This is a genomic window from Mediterraneibacter sp. ICN-202921, assembly GCF_037890075.1.
Lineage (GTDB): Bacteria > Bacillota > Clostridia > Lachnospirales > Lachnospiraceae > Mediterraneibacter > Mediterraneibacter massiliensis.
Map to the genome: position 1 here is coordinate 13,577 of NZ_JBBKBE010000003.1, position 16,334 is coordinate 29,910.

Genomic DNA, 16,334 nt, shown 5'->3' on the forward strand with positions numbered 1-16,334 from the left:
GGAAACAGAAAAAAAAATAAATTTATATAAAAGGAGGATTTCATTATGGAGTACCCAATTGGAATCGAAATGTCACCAGATTATTTGTCTTATGAAGTGAGCAAGGCAGCCTACAAGCTCGTAAAAGAAATGATGCTTGTAGAGCCTGGCGAGAACGTGGTAGTAACAGGAGATACTTCCACAGACAAGCGAGTATTGGACGCGATCATGAACGCAGCGTATATCGTAGGCGCTAATCCGGTACTGGTATATTGCCCGACATCAGATGCTGCATATGCAGAACCGGTCGCTCCACTTGGAAATGCAGTGGCAGTAGCAGATGTATGGATCGAGCTTTCCTATGCATCCATTATGTTGTGTGAATCCTGGAGAAAAGCAATCGACTTTGGCTGCCGTTATATCAACCTGACAGGTATGGATGTGACGATGATCGTAAACTGTATCGGAAAAGTTGACGTAGCAGGAGTTGTAGAATTAGGAGAAGCATTGAAGGCAAAAATGGAAGCCGGCAATGAGATCATCATCAAAGATGAAAACGGTACATACCTGACAGCAAAGAATGAAGGAAGAAAAGTACGTCACTCCGGACAGCTTGCTACATTTAAAGGGTATCCGTTCATGATGTGCGGACAGATCAGCTGGTGCCCGATCGAGGAGACGATCAATGGAACATTAGTATTTGACGCAGCGATCTTCCCGCCGACAGATATGGGAATCCTTTCCGAACCAGTGAAGCTGACGCTGGAAAATGGTCGTGTGACAAAGGTAGAGGGCGGCAAAGAAGCAGAACGCTTTGACGCATGGCTGCATTCCTTCAATGACCCGAATATGTTCCGTCTGGCGCACTATTCCTTAGGATTTAATCCAGGTGTATCCAAAGCGACAGGAAGAATCGTAGAAGACGAGAGAATCTTCGGCTGTATGGAATTTGGAATCGGAAGCCAGGGCAAGATGATCAGAGGAAGTTACTGGACAGCAGCATCTCATACAGACGGTGTAGTATCTAAACCTTCTATTATACTGGACGGCAAAGCAATTGAAGAAAACGGAAAATATGTAGACCCTGAACTTGCGGCAATCTGTAAGAAAATGGGTGTAGCAGGATATTAAGATCCTGCCAAAGAGGGAAGAAGGAAGGAGGGGTACCCGTATTTTTTACGCGTACCCTTCTTTTGAAAATGGGATGGTTAGAAAGGAGAATGTATGAGGGATAACAATACAAATACGGAAAAGACGACGTTTGAAAAAATAAAATTTTCAGAGCCGGTAACAATTATTTTTGGTTCTCTTCTGGCAGTTTTATCAGGTATCATCTGTATGCAGATCATGGGAAAAGTAGGCGTATCTGCCAACACATCTATTCTGGGGGCAGTATTCGCAATGTTGATCGCCAGAATACCAATGACGATATTCAGTAACTTTAAGAGTAAAGAGCGTCAGAATTATATTCAGACGATTGTATCAGGAGCAGGTTTTTCAGCGGCAAACTGTGCGTTTGTGGCTGTTGCGATCTTGTTCGTGATGGGAGAGACGAAGGCGATCATTCCGATGGCAATCGGAACGATTTTCGGAACCGTTGTTTCTGTTTATACAGTCGGAGCACTTTTTGATTCTCCACTGTTCCCGGCAAAAGAAGCGTGGGCGCCGGGAGTAGCGACTGCAGAAGTGATCGAAGCCGGAGATGAAGGCGGAGAGAAAGCGAAAAGAGTTGTACAGGGAATCGTAGTCGGTATCGTGGGCAGTATCTTCAAGCTTCCTGTAGGCGCGGTTGGTATTGTATTTATTGCAAATATTGTTTCTATGCTTGCGCTTGGCATAGGACTTCTAATCAGAGGCTATGCGATGCCGATAGCAGGCTTTGATATTGGCGCGACAAATATTCCGCAGGGTATCATGGTAGGTGCCGGACTGGTTGCATTGGTGCAGTCGGTATATTCTATCTATCAGAGTTCTTCTAAGAAAAAACGTGCGCAGGCAGAACGTATGGAAATGGAAGAAGGACTTACGGTATCAGCAGCCAGCACAAAAAAGACATTGGTCATCGCATTGCTTACCCATGTGGGAGGCGGTGTACTCACAGGAATCATCTGCGGTATTTTCACAGGAATGTCACCGGCTACAATGGTTCTGTGGATCGCATGGACGGCATTTTCTTCGATCGCTTCCATGGTCATCATCGGAAAAGCAGCAATGTATTCTGGATGGTTCCCGGGATTTGCCGTTACAACGATCTTTATGACACTCGGCGTCCTGATGGGATTCAACCCGATCGCAGTAGCGGTTATGACAGGGTACATCAGCGCTGTAGGTCCATGTTTTGCGGATATGGGATATGACCTGAAAACAGGATGGATACTTCGTGGAAAGGGCGAGAACAAAGACCGGGAAGTATACGGAAGAAAACAACAGGTGTATATTGAGATGCTTGGCGCAGTGATCGGTATCATCGTGGTTATGTTCTTTGCGGACATGACGATGAAAGACGGACTGATCCCGGCTACAAGTTATGTATTTGCTACTGCGGCAGAAGCGGGAACGAACCTGGCATTAGTTAAAGAACTGGCGATCTGGGCAATCCCTGGAGCAATTATTCAGTTTATCGGAAGAAAATATATGTTCGGCGTACTGCTGGCAACAGGTCTTTTGATCAACAATCCAATCTATGGAATCGGCGTTGTTATCGCAGTCATCATCCGTAAGATCATTGGAGATGAATTTATGAATTGTCGTGACGCTGGTTTGATCGCAGGAGATGGTCTGTACGGCTTTTTCTCCAGTCTGATTAAGATGTTTATGTAATAAAGGCGTCCTTTTTGCCTGAAGGAACAGGAAAAGTCATAGAAAGGGTTAACATAAAAATACAGGAAGGGAAAAGACATGGACGTAGAGAAAGTAATTTCTTATTTTAAAAAGGTATGTTCTATACCAAGAGCCTCAGGTGATGAGACGGCAATCGCGGATTATATTGTCGCTTTTGCAAAAGAACGTAATCTGGATGTCTATCGGGATGAGGTGAATAATATCATCATCCGTAAGCCGGGTACTGTAAAAGGTGCAGAGCCGGTGATCCTGCAGGGACATCTGGATATGGTATATGTAAAAGAAGAAGGCTGCAGCCATAGTTATGCAGATGGGATCGAAGTCAAAGAAGACGGAGAATACTATTTCGCAGAAGGAACTTCTCTTGGAGCGGATAACGGCATAGCAGTAGCATATTGTCTGGCGATTTTAGACAGCACACAATTACAGCATCCAGATCTGGAAGTGATCTTTACTGTACAGGAAGAAACGGGACTGATCGGTGCGGATAAATTGGATATTTCTTCTTTAAAAGGAACACGGTTTATCAATCTGGATTCTGAAGAGGAAGGTGTTTTTTATACAAGCTGCGCGGGAGGTCTGCGCTGCCGTATGATATGGAATCTGGAAAAAGAAATCTGGAAAGAAGAAAGTATTCCTGTAACTGTAAATGTAAAAGAATTGGCTGGAGGACACTCTGGAATCAATATAGGAAAAGGTCTGGGAAATTCAATCGTGCTTTTGGGCAGACTGTGCTATGCCCTGCGAAATACCCAAGCCAGAGTCAGTGACATAGAGGTGCAGGGAAAGGCAAATGCGATCGCCAATACAGGCAAGATCAGTTTCTATGTAAAAAAGGATGAAAAAGAGACTGTCGAGGCACTGATCCGCGATACACAGGAAGTATTTCGGACAGAACTGCAGTATACAGATTCTATTTCCTTAGAGATTGAAGAAGGCGATCCTGTAAAAGAAGCCGAGGTGTATACAGAAAAATATCAGAGCGAGATCACAAAGAGCCTTATGCTGCTGCCGTATGGTGTGTTTGGATATTCGTTTGCCATCGAAGGACTGATAGAGACTTCTATGAGTATGGGATCTTTGACTACGGAAGATGGTAGAATGACGCTGCTTATGTCTATGAGAAGTTCTGTAGAATCACAGAAATATTTCTTAAGAGATAAGATTCAGATCATTGCAGAGCAATTCTGTGATGAATGTATATTTGAAAGCGATTATCCGGGATGGCAGTATCGTGCAGAATCACCTCTTCGTGAGACGGCGATCGCGCTTTATGAAAAACTTTCCGGTAAGAAAGCCGAATTGGCTGCGATCCATGCTGGGTTAGAGTGTGGATACTGGGATGGAAAGAGACCGGGAATGGATATTATTTCAGTAGGTCCTAATTTATATGATGTACATTCTACGAAAGAAAAAGTGTCAAAAGAATCCATCGCTAACATGTGGAACTGGCTGACAGAACTTCTAAAAGAATTGGCAGAAGCATAAAGAACGTAGAAAAGATAGAAAAAGTAAGAACCTTGTACTTGGAATAGCAAAAAGAGTATGCTATTCTAAGTGCAAGGTTTTATTGTTGCAGTAAGAATAGTTCCGGTAAGACCGGACAGAACGGTGCTAAGGAGGTATAGATGACACGGACAGAATTTTTGGTGAAGCTAAGGAAGGCGCTGTCGGGAAATATAAGCAGTGCGCAGGTGCAGGAAAATCTAGAATATTATGAACAGTATATAGACGAAGAAATACGAAAAGGAAAAAGCGAAGAAGAGATTTTGGCAGTATTAGGAGAACCGTGGATCCTGGCACGTACGATCATCGACGCAAGCGACGGAACGGATAAAGAGACGGTATATGAAAATAGCCGGAAGACTTCCGGATCAGAAGAGAAAAAGAATACGACGCATATATTGGGATTGGATACGTGGTGGAAGAAACTGTTTCTGGTATTTTGCATTTTACTGTGTATTGTGGTTATTGTATTGATCGTAACAGGACTCATACGTATTTTTCTGCCAGTCATAGTACCGTGTATTCTTGTTGCCATATTGCTAAGAGCGTTTCGACGCAGACGCTGAAAAGTAAAAGACCGATGGGGGAGCCATCGGTCTTTTGAGGGGAGTATAAATAATTAATAAGGGGTTGTAGAAAGTAACCTTTCTACAAGAGATAGTATAATATATGAAATTGGAAAAAGCAAGCAAAAAAAGAAAAAAACTGTAAAAAATCTGCGTCAAAATTTATCGTTTATTTATAGATTTTCTGCATAAAAAATCTTTTGTCTTCTAATAATAAGAGTGTACCAAATAAACAGGAGGGAAATACAATGGCAAAGAATTACAGCAATACGAATAATGTAAACAAAAATGCGAACAACAGCTCTTATTCATCCTATGAAAATGAACAAAGTAAGAATAAGACATCAAACTGCGGAAAGAATTCCAATAGTACGTCTTCCAAAAATAAGAACAGCAAAAATATGGATGCGTATGATGAGAAGGACAACTACTAACGGTATACACGGCTGGCAAAAGCAGTGACAGATAATCTGTCAAACAGGAGGCATAGGAAAGTTCAACTTTACTATGCCTCTTTTTTATAGTAAGATGGATAGAGATAAATTTTAAAACGGAGGAGTTCATGGAGAATATGGAATGGATCGCTCCCTGCCATTTTGGACTGGAAGCTGTGTTAAAAAAAGAGATTCAGGATCTGGGATATGAGATTATACAGGTAGAGGACGGCAGGGTTACATTTTTAGGGGATATAAACGCCCTATGCAGAGCGAATATTTTTCTTCGGACAGCGGAACGTATTTTGCTGAAGGTAGGAAGCTTTCAGGCAGTTGCCTATGACGAACTTTTTGAGGAAACGAAAAAGCTTCCCTGGGAGGCATACATACCAAAGGACGGGAAATTTTGGATCACAAAGGCGGCATCTGTAAAGAGTAAGCTGTTTAGCCCTTCGGATATACAGTCGATCATGAAGAAAGCAATCGTAGAACGCCTGAAAGGAAAATACCATAAAGAATGGTTTGAGGAAACCGGATCCTCGTTTCCGATCCGGGTCTTTCTTATGAAAGATATTGTGACAGTCGGAATCGATACATCGGGTGTCTCTTTGCATAAAAGAGGATACCGCAGGCTGCAGTCTAAAGCTCCTATAGCAGAAACTCTCGCAGCAGCGTTGATTCTCTTGACTCCGTGGAAAGGAGACCGGATCTTGGTGGACCCGTTCTGCGGAAGCGGTACTTTCCCGATTGAAGCGGCTATGATCGCAGCGAATATAGCTCCCGGTATGAATCGTAGTTTTACTGCAGAAAAATGGGATAACCTGCTCAACAGAAAAGCCTGGTATGAAGCAGTAGATGAAGCCAATGCTCAGATCGATGATTCGGTGGAAACGGATATACAAGGCTACGATATCGATGGCGAAGTGATAAAGGCGGCAAGGCAGAACGCAGAGGATGCCGGAGTCTCACATCTCATACATTTACAGCAAAGAGCGGTAAAAGAATTAAGCCATCCAAAAAAATATGGGTTTATCATTACCAATCCGCCGTATGGCGAACGGATTGAGGATAAAAGATCACTTCCGGGGATATATCGGGAATTTGGAGAGGGGTTTGCAGGGCTTGACAGTTGGTCGGCATATGTAATTACAAGTTATGAAGATGTGGAGAGGTATTTCGGGAGAAAAGCAGATAAAAACCGTAAGATATATAATGGTATGATAAAGACGTATTATTATCAGTTTTTGGGACCGAAGCCTCCCAGACAAAAGAGATAGAAGGTAAGAAGATGGAGAGAAGAATAATTTTTGCTACTGGAAATCAAAATAAGATGAAAGAGATACGCATGATACTGGCAGATCTGGGGATGCCTGTGTATTCTATGAAAGAGGCGGGGGTGGAAACCGAGATCATAGAAGATGGGATGTCCTTTGAAGAAAACGCAGAGATTAAGGCCAGGGCTGTTTCTAGGATTTTGAAAAATGATATTATTCTGGCAGATGATTCCGGGCTTGAGATAGATTATCTGGATAAGGCACCTGGAATATATTCAGCGCGCTTTGCGGGAGAGGATACTTCTTATGATGTGAAAAACAGGATTTTCTTGGATCGGCTCGAAGGAGTGCCGGAAGAAGAACGTACAGCACGTTTTGTTTGTGCTGTGGCAGCTGTTTTTCCTGATGGGACGGCGGAAACTGTGCGAGGAACCATTGAAGGGCGTATTGCCCATGAAATACTGGGAGAGAATGGTTTTGGCTATGATCCCATATTTTATGTGCCGGAATATGGATGCACGACCGGTGAAATGTCTCCTGAGTTAAAAAACGAATTAAGTCATAGGGGAAAAGCATTGCGTGCGATGAGAAAGATTTTGGAAGAGAAGTATGGGAAGGATGAACGATGAGGATATTGATTGTCAGTGATACACATGGAAAACACAAAAATCTAGACTGCGCACTTGAAAAGGCAGGAGCGGTGGACATGTTTATCCATCTTGGAGATGTGGAAGGTGGGGAAGAATACATTAATGCAGTGATCGATTGTGAAACACATATGGTCAGAGGCAACAATGACTTTTTTTCTGAACTTCCTCCAGAAGAGGAATTTTATATTGGAAGATATAAAGTGTTCATTACGCATGGACATAATTATTATGTTTCGTTGGATACGGAGTGTATTCGCGAGGAAGGCGTAGCCCGGAATGCAGATATTGTCATGTTCGGACACACGCATCGCCCATTTCTGGAGTGCCGGGATGGAGTTACTCTTTTAAACCCAGGTAGTTTGTCCTATCCGCGTCAAGAAGGAAGAAAAGGCAGTTATATGATCATGGAAATGGATGAAAACGGTCATCTTGCATATACACATTATTATCTGGAATAGCCAAAATACAAGGAAAAAGGGTAAATCCAGAAGGAATTAGAAAATTGTATAAAAAAAATGAAAAATTTTATTGACATGTGCCCTTGTCTATAATATAATAACTATTGCGTCACGGGAAGACAGTGTCGGCGAACAATATCGGGGTGTGGCTCAGCTTGGCTAGAGCGCCTGGTTTGGGACCAGGAGGTCGCAGGTTCGAATCCTGTCACCCCGATGGATTTGCGGGTGTAGTTCAATGGTAGAACACCAGCCTTCCAAGCTGGATACGTGGGTTCGATTCCCATCACCCGCTCTCTCACATCAAGGTGTGAGGAGTCTGATATAACAGGGGATACTATAATGTGAGTCTGTAGCTCAGCTGGATAGAGCAACGGCCTTCTAAGCCGTAGGTCGAGGGTTCGAATCCCCCCAGGCTCGTTATGGTGGGTATGGTGCAGTTGGTTAGCGCGCCAGATTGTGGTTCTGGATATCGTGGGTTCGAGTCCCACTACCCACCCTTTTTCTTGTATAAGAAAAGCTGGCATGCAGTGTCAGACACAAGTCTTTAATGGGCTATCGCCAAGCGGTAAGGCACAGGACTTTGACTCCTGCATTCGCTGGTTCGAATCCAGCTAGCCCAGTTTACTTAAAAAATTATAAAATGAGGGCGTGTAGCTCAGGTGGTAGAGCACTTGACTTTTAATCAAGTTGTCCGGGGTTCGAATCCCCGCACGCTCACTCTGGACAAGCGAGAGCTTGTTCTATTTTTAAATTTAAACCAAATAAGCGGATATGGCGGAATTGGCAGACGCGCCAGATTTAGGATCTGGTGTCTACGACGTGCAGGTTCAAGTCCTGTTATCCGCATTGAACAAACCTCTAGATATGCTGTGAAACGGCGCGTCCAGAGGTTATTCTTTTGGAAAAAATAAAAAATGGAGCAGAAAAGGGGCGGTTTTTAATTTTTACGAATTTTTTGTAATAATGCTTTTTGTAAAATGTGAGAAAAATTTATATTTCATTCTAATGTGTCTGCATTTAACCATTCTGGAAGTGTAACCGGGTAGGCGTAGGCATTTCTTCACCATTTTCCTTGGCTACAAACATTACATATCCAAATAATTCACGAGCGGATAAAAGCGCATCATGCTCATGGACGCCGTTTGCGCTGAAAAGCGATAGAGCGGTTGATTATATATTAGACAAGCTGGAAGATTTTGAAATGGAGATCTGTAAAGGGGAAGTCCGGGCAAAAAGGCAGCCTCGCTAATGGTGGAAACCCAAAGTGAGGCTTTTCTTTATGATAAATAAAACAGAAGGATAAAATGCGCTTCCTTATCTTCGATATGCAAATTTCGGGATTCCATTTTCCTTAGGAATCGTGACTTCTCCTTGCACAAGTGGAGCGGCATACCGGATAAATGCATCTGTCACATCACAGCCGTCTGTGGTGATCCATTCTGCCGGAACGGCTTTTTCCTGATTACAGATTATATTGACATCTTCTGGCATGTAAGTGATCGTATATGGAGTTTCTTCCGTACGTTTAAATGCGATCATCTTTCCAGTTTCTCCGTCTAAAGCGCACTTCACGCCATAGGCGCCAGAGGCGATCGCTTCTTTGAGATCTGTGGCGGAGAGCATGGCAGAGGAACATCTCTGGCATACATTTAGTTCGATTGACCGTACTTTTACACCGAGTTTTTCTTTGACAAGGTTTTCCAGATATTTTCCGGAACCGGTCAACATCTTGTGGCCAAAAGTATCCACACTTACGTCGCTGGCAAATTCACAGATGAATGTACCATCTGCCGTGTGGATCCCTTCTGATATGCAGACAACAAGGTTGGGAGTTGTCTTAAGAGCCTGTTCTGCCTGTTTTAAGAATTCGTCTTGTGAGAAGGAGGTTTCTGGAAGATAGATCAATAATGGATTGTCTCCCTTGTATCGGCGAGCCAGAGCACTTGCCGCTGTCAGCCAGCCGGCATGCCGTCCCATGATCTCCACGATGGTAACAGATTTTTTATTATCATATACGGAGGCGTCAGTAACGATCTCGCGGACCGTAGACGCCACATACTTGGCTGCGCTTCCAAAGCCCGGAGTATGATCGGTCAGGACAAGGTCATTGTCGATCGTCTTTGGGATGCCGATAAAGCGGATATCACTGTGTATCTGCTCTGCATAGCGGGAAAGCTTACTGACAGTATCCATAGAATCATTCCCTCCGATATAGAAGAAATAGCCGATCTGATAGTCGGAGAATTTCCGGAACAGAAGAGGATATACAGCGTCATTTAAATCCTCCGGCAGCTTATAGCGGCAGGAACCTAGATAAGAGCCGGGGGTAGTTTTTATCAATTCCAGTTCACCGGATGCATCCAGTGGTTTCATATCCATGATCTTATCCTGCAAAAAGCCTTCAATGCCATTTATCATACCATAGACAGTACCGAATGAATCTTCCCGGTTAAGCGCTTCATAAACGACTCCGTAGAGGCTTGCGTTGATAACGGCAGTGGGGCCGCCGGACTGTCCTACGATTACATTTTTTTTCATTTTGTCTCCTCCTGTCTAGATTGTCAGGGCATGACCGTACTGTTTTTGCATTCCCAAATGGAGGTGCATTACGGGATGCCCGCATGGGTATGTAATAACTATATAGGAAAGTGGATAAATTTACAATAAAATAAGAAAAAAAGATTATTGTGTAGGAGCAGAGAGTATTTTTCTTTTAATCGGGGAAAAACAATGCTATAATAAATTCGTATATCAAGGAAAGGACGAGAAAGAATGAAATATATATCATTTGCAATCCCCTGCTATAATTCAGAGAGCTATATGGAAAAAGCGATCCAGTCTATTCTCGCAGGAGGAGAAGATGTAGAGATTATTATTGTTGATGACGGTTCCAAAGACGGTACTCTGGAAATTGCGAAGAAATATGAAAAGGAATATCCGACGATCGTCAGGGCAGTGACGAAAGAAAATGGCGGACATGGAGATGCGGTGAATTGTGGACTTCAGTTTGCCACAGGAAAATATTTTAAAGTGGTAGACAGTGATGACTGGGTGGACAAAGAGGCTCTTCTGAAAATATTAGGAACGATAAAAGGTTTTGTGGATGCTGAGACAGAAGTGGACATGGTGATTGCGAATTATGTATATGAAAAAGTAGGAATGGAACATAAAAAGGTAATCCGGTATAAGAATGTTTTGCCTCAGAACCAGATATTTAAGTGGGACGATATCGGAAGATTCCATCTGGATCAATACATTTTGATGCATTCCGTCATATATCGCACAGAGATGCTGAAACTATGTCAGCTCAGGCTTCCCAAACATACCTTTTATGTAGATAATATCTATGTATATTACCCACTTCCGCATGTTCGGACACTGTACTATATGGATGTGGACTTTTACCGGTATTTTATTGGGCGGGAAGATCAGTCTGTAAATGAAAAAGTGATGATAAGCAGGATAGACCAGCAGATATTTGTGAATAAAACAATGATTGGTATGTACGAACTGAAAATGATCACAAGCAAGAAGCTTAGAAAATATATGATCAATTATCTTGCCATTATGATGACTGTTTCCTCCATTTTGTGCATTCGGTCTAAAAAGCAGGAAAACCTGGATAAAAAGAAAGAATTGTGGAATTACCTTAAGAAAAAAGATTATAAGACATATCTTAAGATCAGGTATGGTATTTTGGGACAGACCATGAACCTGCCGGGAAGATCGGGACGTAAGGTTTCGTCACTTGCCTACACGGTTGCCAGGCGTCTGATCGGCTTTAATTAAGTAAAAATATTCCAGAATAAGAATAAAATGCAAGCCATGATATATACTACTAATAAAAAAGAAAAGAGGTATGTATCATGGCTTGTGATTTTTTACAGAGCAGAACAAAAGAGAATCTTATGAGAGCGTTCGCAGGGGAAAGTCAGGCGAGAAATCGATATACGATCGGGGCTGAAAAAGCAGAAAAAGCAGGGATGTATGCAGTATCAGACATTTTCCGGTATACGGCAGAGCAGGAGCGTGCCCATGCAGAACGTTTTTATCATCTTTTGAAAGAAGTGTCTGGACAGACGATTCAGATCGACGGAACATATCCTGTTGATCAGCAGGATATACTTGCAGATCTTTTGCGGGCAGCAGAGCACAATGAACGAGAAGAATATGAGGAGGTCTACCAGAAGTTCGGCGATGAAGCGAAAGAGGAAGGTTTTTTAGAAGCTGCATCGGCCTTTTATCAGATTGCGCAGATTGAACACATTCATCAGGAACGATTTGGGAAACTGGCACAGATGCTAGAAAATCATACGTATTATGAAAGGGAGGAAGTCAGTACATGGATGTGCACGAATTGTGGGTATATCCATGAAGGAAAACAGGCGCCGAAAGTATGTCCGGTCTGCAGACATGAACAGGGATATTTCCTGCCGGAGGAATTTGTCCCATATAAAGGTTAGCGGAGAAAATATGAGCTTGTATGTCGGAATAAGAGGTATAGAAAGGGGAAATAAGGAGTCAGGTCATGAGCCAGAAATCGGAAAATCTATTGAACCTTGCGCTGGAGGCAACAGAGGAAGAACGTACGAAATCTCTGGAATTAGAAGTCGGATATTACCCGATAGAAAGACAATGGGATCTGATCATAAAGTATTCTGGTTCTCTGTCTGAAATACGTAAGATCGCAATATCCGTCACAGAACTGTTAAGCGGATATGCAGTTTTGACAATAGAAGAAAAACAGATAGAAAATCTGGCACGCTTCCCGGAAATTGAATTTATAGAAAAGCCTAAGAGATTATTCTTTGAGGCAGAGAACGCAAGGAGGGTCTCCTGCATAGAATCTGTGCAGCGTCCTCCTTTTTCTCTGTCAGGGAAGGGGATATTGATCGCTGTCATAGACAGCGGGATCGATTATGCGAATCCGGATTTTTGTAAGAAAGATGGAACGACGAGGATAAGGGCGCTGTGGGATCAGAGTATACAGGGTAGTCCGCCGGCAGGATATGCGCTGGGGACAGAATATACGGAAGAAGAGATCAATAGAGCGCTTGCGCAGAGAGGGGATATAGCCGCCATGAAGACCATTGTTCCAAGTACGGACACATCAGGGCATGGCACGGCTGTGGCAGGCGTGGCAGCAGGAAATGGAAGCAGAAGTGAAGGAAGCCGGTACAGAGGCGCTGCCTACGAAAGTGATCTGCTTATTGTAAAATTAGGAAATGCCAGACAAGACGGTTTTCCCAGAACAACAGAGATGATGCAGGCAGTAGATTATGTGATCCGAAAAGCATTGGAATATCGGATGCCGGTGGCGGTCAATATAAGCTTTGGCAACACATATGGCTCACATGATGGAACAACGCTGTTGGAAAGATTTATAGATGCGGTTTCTGACGTATGGAAAAGTGTGATCTGTGTGGGCAGTGGAAATGAAGGAAACAGTGCGGGGCATGCGTGGGGCAGAGTAAATGAAGAGGAAACCGCGCAGATACAGCTGGGAGTACAGATGAATGAGCCGGCTCTTAATCTGCAGATATGGAAATCCTATGTGGATGAGATCGATATTTCTGTAATCAGTCCGTCCGGCGTACAGACAGGACCGGTCAAAGAAACATTGGGAGCGCAGAGGTTTGTTCTGGGAGGGACGGAGTTGCTTTTATACTATGGGGAGCCAAAGCCATTCAGTGTCCGCCAGGAGATTTTTTTGGATTTTCTTCCACGGGAGCAGTACATTGAAGCAGGTGTGTGGAGAATCATGCTGGAACCACGGAAGATCACGGATGGAACTTACCAGATGTGGCTGCCGAGCGAAAATGTTTTGAACATTGGAACGGCATTTCTAAAGCCGTCTGTAGAAATGACACTGACGATCCCCTCTACGGCATCTAGAGTAATCACTGTAGGAGCTTATAATGCTTTAACATTTACCTATGCAGATTTTTCAGGACGCGGAGCGGAAACAGAAAATCCCGCAGAGATGCAGAAGCCGGATCTGGTGGCTCCGGGAGTAGATATTATGGCACCTGCAGGAGACGGATATGCGAAATTCAGCGGCACATCCTTTGCCGTACCCTTTGTGACAGGAAGCGCGGCGCTTATGATGGAATGGGGGATTGTAAAAGGGAACGATCCATATCTTTATGGAGAGAAGGTGAAGGCCTATCTGAGAAGAGGGGCGAGACAACTGCCGGGATTTGAGGAATACCCGAATAATCAGGTGGGGTATGGGGCGCTGTGTGTGGAGGAGAGTATACCGAATTTTATAAAAGGTATTGATAACATATAAAAACAAGATATAATTATATCATAAAATAAAGGGCAAAGAGGTGGGCTGATGAAAGAATGTCCAAATTGTAGTATGGAATTGCCGGATGAAGCACATTTTTGTCCGAGGTGTATGTTTCACTATGAGAAACAGGAAATACAGATAAAGGACACGCATAAAAACCATATGTTATTGTGGGTATTTGGAAGCGTCTTGATCATTGGAATGTTGCTCATGATTCCGCTGGTGAAGCTTGTAATGCAAAGTCGTGTAAATAAGGACTACTTAGAGGAAGCAGAGATCCAAAATATCATGAATGAACATTTTAGGACAGATGATAATATTACCTACGATTCTGAAGTGAAACAGGATTTAAGAGATGTGCTTGGAAATGAGTTTGCTAATATGAAATCAACATTAGGCAAAGAAACGGATGCAATGTACCACGAAAATGGAATGGATATCTATACATTTGGAATGATAACGGTTGCAGTCAATCAAGAAGCGGTTGTACAGGATATTTTGATTGATTATACAGCGAGAGAAAATAAAGAGGAATATGGAATCTATGGGATTGACGGCACATCTGATATCAGCAGTATAAAAGCAATATTAGGAACACCGGATCAGGAGTATGAAAAAGAACTCTGCTATCGTTTTGACAGAGCGCTCAATCCGGGATTAAATATCACTTTTTCGGATGACGGCATGGTGGAACAGCTGGAATACTATTATGTGCAATAATTACAGAGTGTCTTCGTTTTCGGTATAAAGTAACTCGTTGATCTGATAAACGGAAAACTGATGATTCTTGCCCCAGATCAGCAGGCTGTCACGCTTTTGTTTGGGATATAAAGGGGCAAAACCCGCATATTTTAAAAGCGCTTGTGTCTCATCGAGAGAAAGATTCATTCCAAAGGAAATGGAAATCAATTTGTCACGGGAAGGAATACGCTTTCCTGAAAAAATCTGATATCCATAGATTTCATTGAGTTCCGAATTTTTAATCACTGTAGATTTTTTCAAAGATTTTTCTTCTAATAGTTGGTTCAAATAGTCGGAAACAGTAGAATCGATCAAATAATCTTGTTCGTTGTTCATATATTCTTCGACAGACGAACATTGGTTTAATGCGTCCATCAATTCATCAGTTGGTTTTTTTATCACCTGTATCACCTCGTAGAGAGTATAGCATGAGAAAATCAGGTTTGCAATGGGAGAAAGGTATGTATCAGTGGCTGCAGGAGAACTTGGAAAAGTATTATATTTTTGTGAAAGTATTAAAGAAAAAAGAGAGCGGGGAGGTGCTTTTATATAAGCATAAGCAGTTGGAAAATTACGTGGTAGTTAAGAAACTAAGAGGGCTTTATCCTGCGTATGAAAGACTGCTTGGGGTGAAGCAAGAACATCTTCCCTTAATTTATGAGGTGTGTCGGAATGAAGGAGAAACGATGATCCTGGAAGAATTTATACCGGGGATCACGATCGCGGAACGATTGGAACAGGAAACATTATCAGAAAGGTATGTGAAAGAAATCATAAGTCAGGTGTGCGACGGATTATATGCGCTGCATTTGAATCAGATTATCCACAGGGATATCAAACCTGAAAACATCCTGGTTATGAAAAACAGAGAAGTGAAGATTATGGATTTTGACGCTGCTAAAATCTATAAGATGTATTCGCAAAAAGATACGAGAACAGTAGGCACGATTGGATATGCCGCACCGGAGCAATACGGAGAAGCACAATCGGATGAAAGAACGGATATCTATGGGTTAGGAATTCTGATGAACGTCATGCTGACCGGAAAACACCCTGTGAATGAAATGGCAATCGGGAAAATCGGAAATATTATAGAAAAATGTATTATGGTAAACCCGAATAAACGCTATAAACATGTAATGGAAGTGAAAGAAAAATTGAATAAACTACGTTTCTAAGCAGCGTGCATAGTACAAAAGAACTGCCTGTCATTATAATGATGATAGGCAGTTTTTCTGCTAATTGGATGAATGGGAACGTGGGTAAGGTTTCTTTTCATCCGTCAGTCCGGAAAGATAGTCCATGCTTGTGCCAAGGGCGAGGGCTATCTTCCGGCATTGTTCAAAGGTATAGTAGCGTTTGCCATTTTCTATCTTGGAGTAATCACTTTGGTCTATACCAGTTAAATGCTGCATTTTGATTTGCGTGTAGCCACGTTCTTTGCGTAAGTCTTTTAAGCGTGACAATAGACATTACACCTCCTTTTTGTGGAGTGTTGAAATATAATTAAATTATGGCATGATGACCTATTGACTATTAGGGACTAATTGACCTAAAATGTAATAAGAATGAAAGTATACGAAGGAGAAA

The 16,334-nt window shown here is 42.6% G+C and carries 16 protein-coding genes and 7 tRNA genes; 20 read left to right on the plus strand and 3 right to left on the minus strand.

Features of this window, described 5'->3' with window-relative positions:
* Positions 1-45: 45 nt before the first annotated feature.
* From WKT01_RS03410 to WKT01_RS03480, 15 genes are all read left to right on the plus strand, one after another.
* Positions 46-1,110 (plus strand): hypothetical protein, encoded by a 1,065-nt coding sequence (locus tag WKT01_RS03410; protein WP_117974044.1) that lies wholly within the window; start codon positions 46-48, stop codon positions 1,108-1,110.
* A gap of 93 nt (positions 1,111-1,203) precedes the next feature.
* Entirely contained in the window at positions 1,204-2,799 is a 1,596-nt protein-coding gene (locus tag WKT01_RS03415; RefSeq protein ID WP_117974046.1) for an OPT/YSL family transporter, read from the plus strand.
* Between the two features lie 78 nt (positions 2,800-2,877).
* Positions 2,878-4,308: a beta-Ala-His dipeptidase gene (pepD, locus tag WKT01_RS03420; RefSeq protein WP_117974048.1), complete on the plus strand. Its 1,431-nt coding sequence runs from the start codon at positions 2,878-2,880 to the stop codon at positions 4,306-4,308.
* A gap of 140 nt (positions 4,309-4,448) precedes the next feature.
* Positions 4,449-4,892 carry a DUF1700 domain-containing protein gene (locus WKT01_RS03425; protein WP_059068036.1) on the plus strand — a complete coding sequence of 148 codons (444 nt, stop codon included), beginning with the start codon at positions 4,449-4,451 and terminating at the stop codon, positions 4,890-4,892.
* Positions 4,893-5,140: 248 nt separating this feature from the next.
* Positions 5,141-5,326: a hypothetical protein gene (locus tag WKT01_RS03430; protein WP_059068038.1), complete on the plus strand. Its 186-nt coding sequence runs from the start codon at positions 5,141-5,143 to the stop codon at positions 5,324-5,326.
* Between the two features lie 128 nt (positions 5,327-5,454).
* Positions 5,455-6,603 (plus strand): THUMP domain-containing class I SAM-dependent RNA methyltransferase, encoded by a 1,149-nt coding sequence (locus tag WKT01_RS03435; RefSeq protein ID WP_117974050.1) that lies wholly within the window; start codon positions 5,455-5,457, stop codon positions 6,601-6,603.
* 11 nt (positions 6,604-6,614) lie between these two features.
* Complete coding sequence (gene rdgB / locus WKT01_RS03440) at positions 6,615-7,229, plus strand: RdgB/HAM1 family non-canonical purine NTP pyrophosphatase (RefSeq protein ID WP_117974052.1); 615 nt, start codon at positions 6,615-6,617, stop codon at positions 7,227-7,229.
* Entirely contained in the window at positions 7,226-7,708 is a 483-nt protein-coding gene (locus WKT01_RS03445) for a metallophosphoesterase family protein (protein ID WP_117974054.1), read from the plus strand. Before rdgB ends, WKT01_RS03445 begins: the two co-directional genes overlap by 4 nt.
* 139 nt (positions 7,709-7,847) lie before the next feature.
* A tRNA-Pro gene (locus WKT01_RS03450) sits at positions 7,848-7,922 on the plus strand.
* 7 nt (positions 7,923-7,929) lie between these two features.
* Positions 7,930-8,000 (plus strand) — tRNA-Gly (locus tag WKT01_RS03455).
* A 51-nt stretch (positions 8,001-8,051) separates the two neighbouring features.
* Positions 8,052-8,125 (plus strand) — tRNA-Arg (locus WKT01_RS03460).
* Positions 8,126-8,130: 5 nt separating this feature from the next.
* Positions 8,131-8,204: transfer RNA gene (locus WKT01_RS03465), tRNA-His, on the plus strand.
* Between the two features lie 52 nt (positions 8,205-8,256).
* Positions 8,257-8,328: transfer RNA gene (locus tag WKT01_RS03470), tRNA-Gln, on the plus strand.
* Between the two features lie 24 nt (positions 8,329-8,352).
* Positions 8,353-8,425 (plus strand) — tRNA-Lys (locus WKT01_RS03475).
* 48 nt (positions 8,426-8,473) lie between these two features.
* Positions 8,474-8,554, plus strand: a tRNA-Leu gene (locus tag WKT01_RS03480).
* Between the two features lie 468 nt (positions 8,555-9,022).
* Here WKT01_RS03480 and WKT01_RS03485 read toward each other — a convergent pair.
* Positions 9,023-10,246, minus strand: a complete 1,224-nt coding sequence (locus WKT01_RS03485) for a 6-phosphofructokinase (protein WP_117974056.1) — start codon at positions 10,244-10,246, stop codon at positions 9,023-9,025.
* Between the two features lie 234 nt (positions 10,247-10,480).
* Here WKT01_RS03485 and WKT01_RS03490 point away from each other — a divergent pair, with 234 nt between their 5' ends.
* The 4 genes from WKT01_RS03490 to WKT01_RS03505 all read left to right on the plus strand — a co-directional run bounded on the left by WKT01_RS03490 (position 10,481) and on the right by WKT01_RS03505 (position 14,723).
* The gene (locus WKT01_RS03490) at positions 10,481-11,497 is read left to right on the plus strand and encodes a glycosyltransferase family 2 protein (RefSeq protein ID WP_059068065.1); all 1,017 of its coding nucleotides are present in this window, start codon (positions 10,481-10,483) and stop codon (positions 11,495-11,497) included.
* A 77-nt stretch (positions 11,498-11,574) separates the two neighbouring features.
* A complete protein-coding gene (rbr, locus tag WKT01_RS03495; RefSeq protein ID WP_059068067.1) occupies positions 11,575-12,171 on the plus strand; it encodes a rubrerythrin in 597 nt (198 codons plus the stop codon).
* A gap of 65 nt (positions 12,172-12,236) precedes the next feature.
* A complete protein-coding gene (locus WKT01_RS03500) occupies positions 12,237-14,000 on the plus strand; it encodes a S8 family peptidase (protein ID WP_340311448.1) in 1,764 nt (587 codons plus the stop codon).
* 48 nt (positions 14,001-14,048) lie between these two features.
* The gene (locus tag WKT01_RS03505) at positions 14,049-14,723 is read left to right on the plus strand and encodes a zinc ribbon domain-containing protein (RefSeq protein WP_340311449.1); all 675 of its coding nucleotides are present in this window, start codon (positions 14,049-14,051) and stop codon (positions 14,721-14,723) included.
* On the opposite strand, the gene WKT01_RS03510 is transcribed toward WKT01_RS03505, so the two are convergent.
* On the minus strand, positions 14,724-15,146 hold the full coding sequence (locus WKT01_RS03510; protein WP_340311450.1) for an XRE family transcriptional regulator: 423 nt from the start codon (positions 15,144-15,146) through the stop codon (positions 14,724-14,726). It abuts the gene before it with no gap.
* A gap of 59 nt (positions 15,147-15,205) precedes the next feature.
* Between WKT01_RS03510 and WKT01_RS03515 the strand changes: the two genes are divergently transcribed.
* Positions 15,206-15,922: a serine/threonine-protein kinase gene (locus WKT01_RS03515; RefSeq protein WP_340311451.1), complete on the plus strand. Its 717-nt coding sequence runs from the start codon at positions 15,206-15,208 to the stop codon at positions 15,920-15,922.
* Between the two features lie 60 nt (positions 15,923-15,982).
* Here the strand turns inward: WKT01_RS03515 and WKT01_RS03520 are convergent, their stop codons facing one another.
* Entirely contained in the window at positions 15,983-16,210 is a 228-nt protein-coding gene (locus WKT01_RS03520) for a helix-turn-helix domain-containing protein (protein WP_340311452.1), read from the minus strand.
* Between the last annotated feature and the right edge of the window lie 124 nt (positions 16,211-16,334).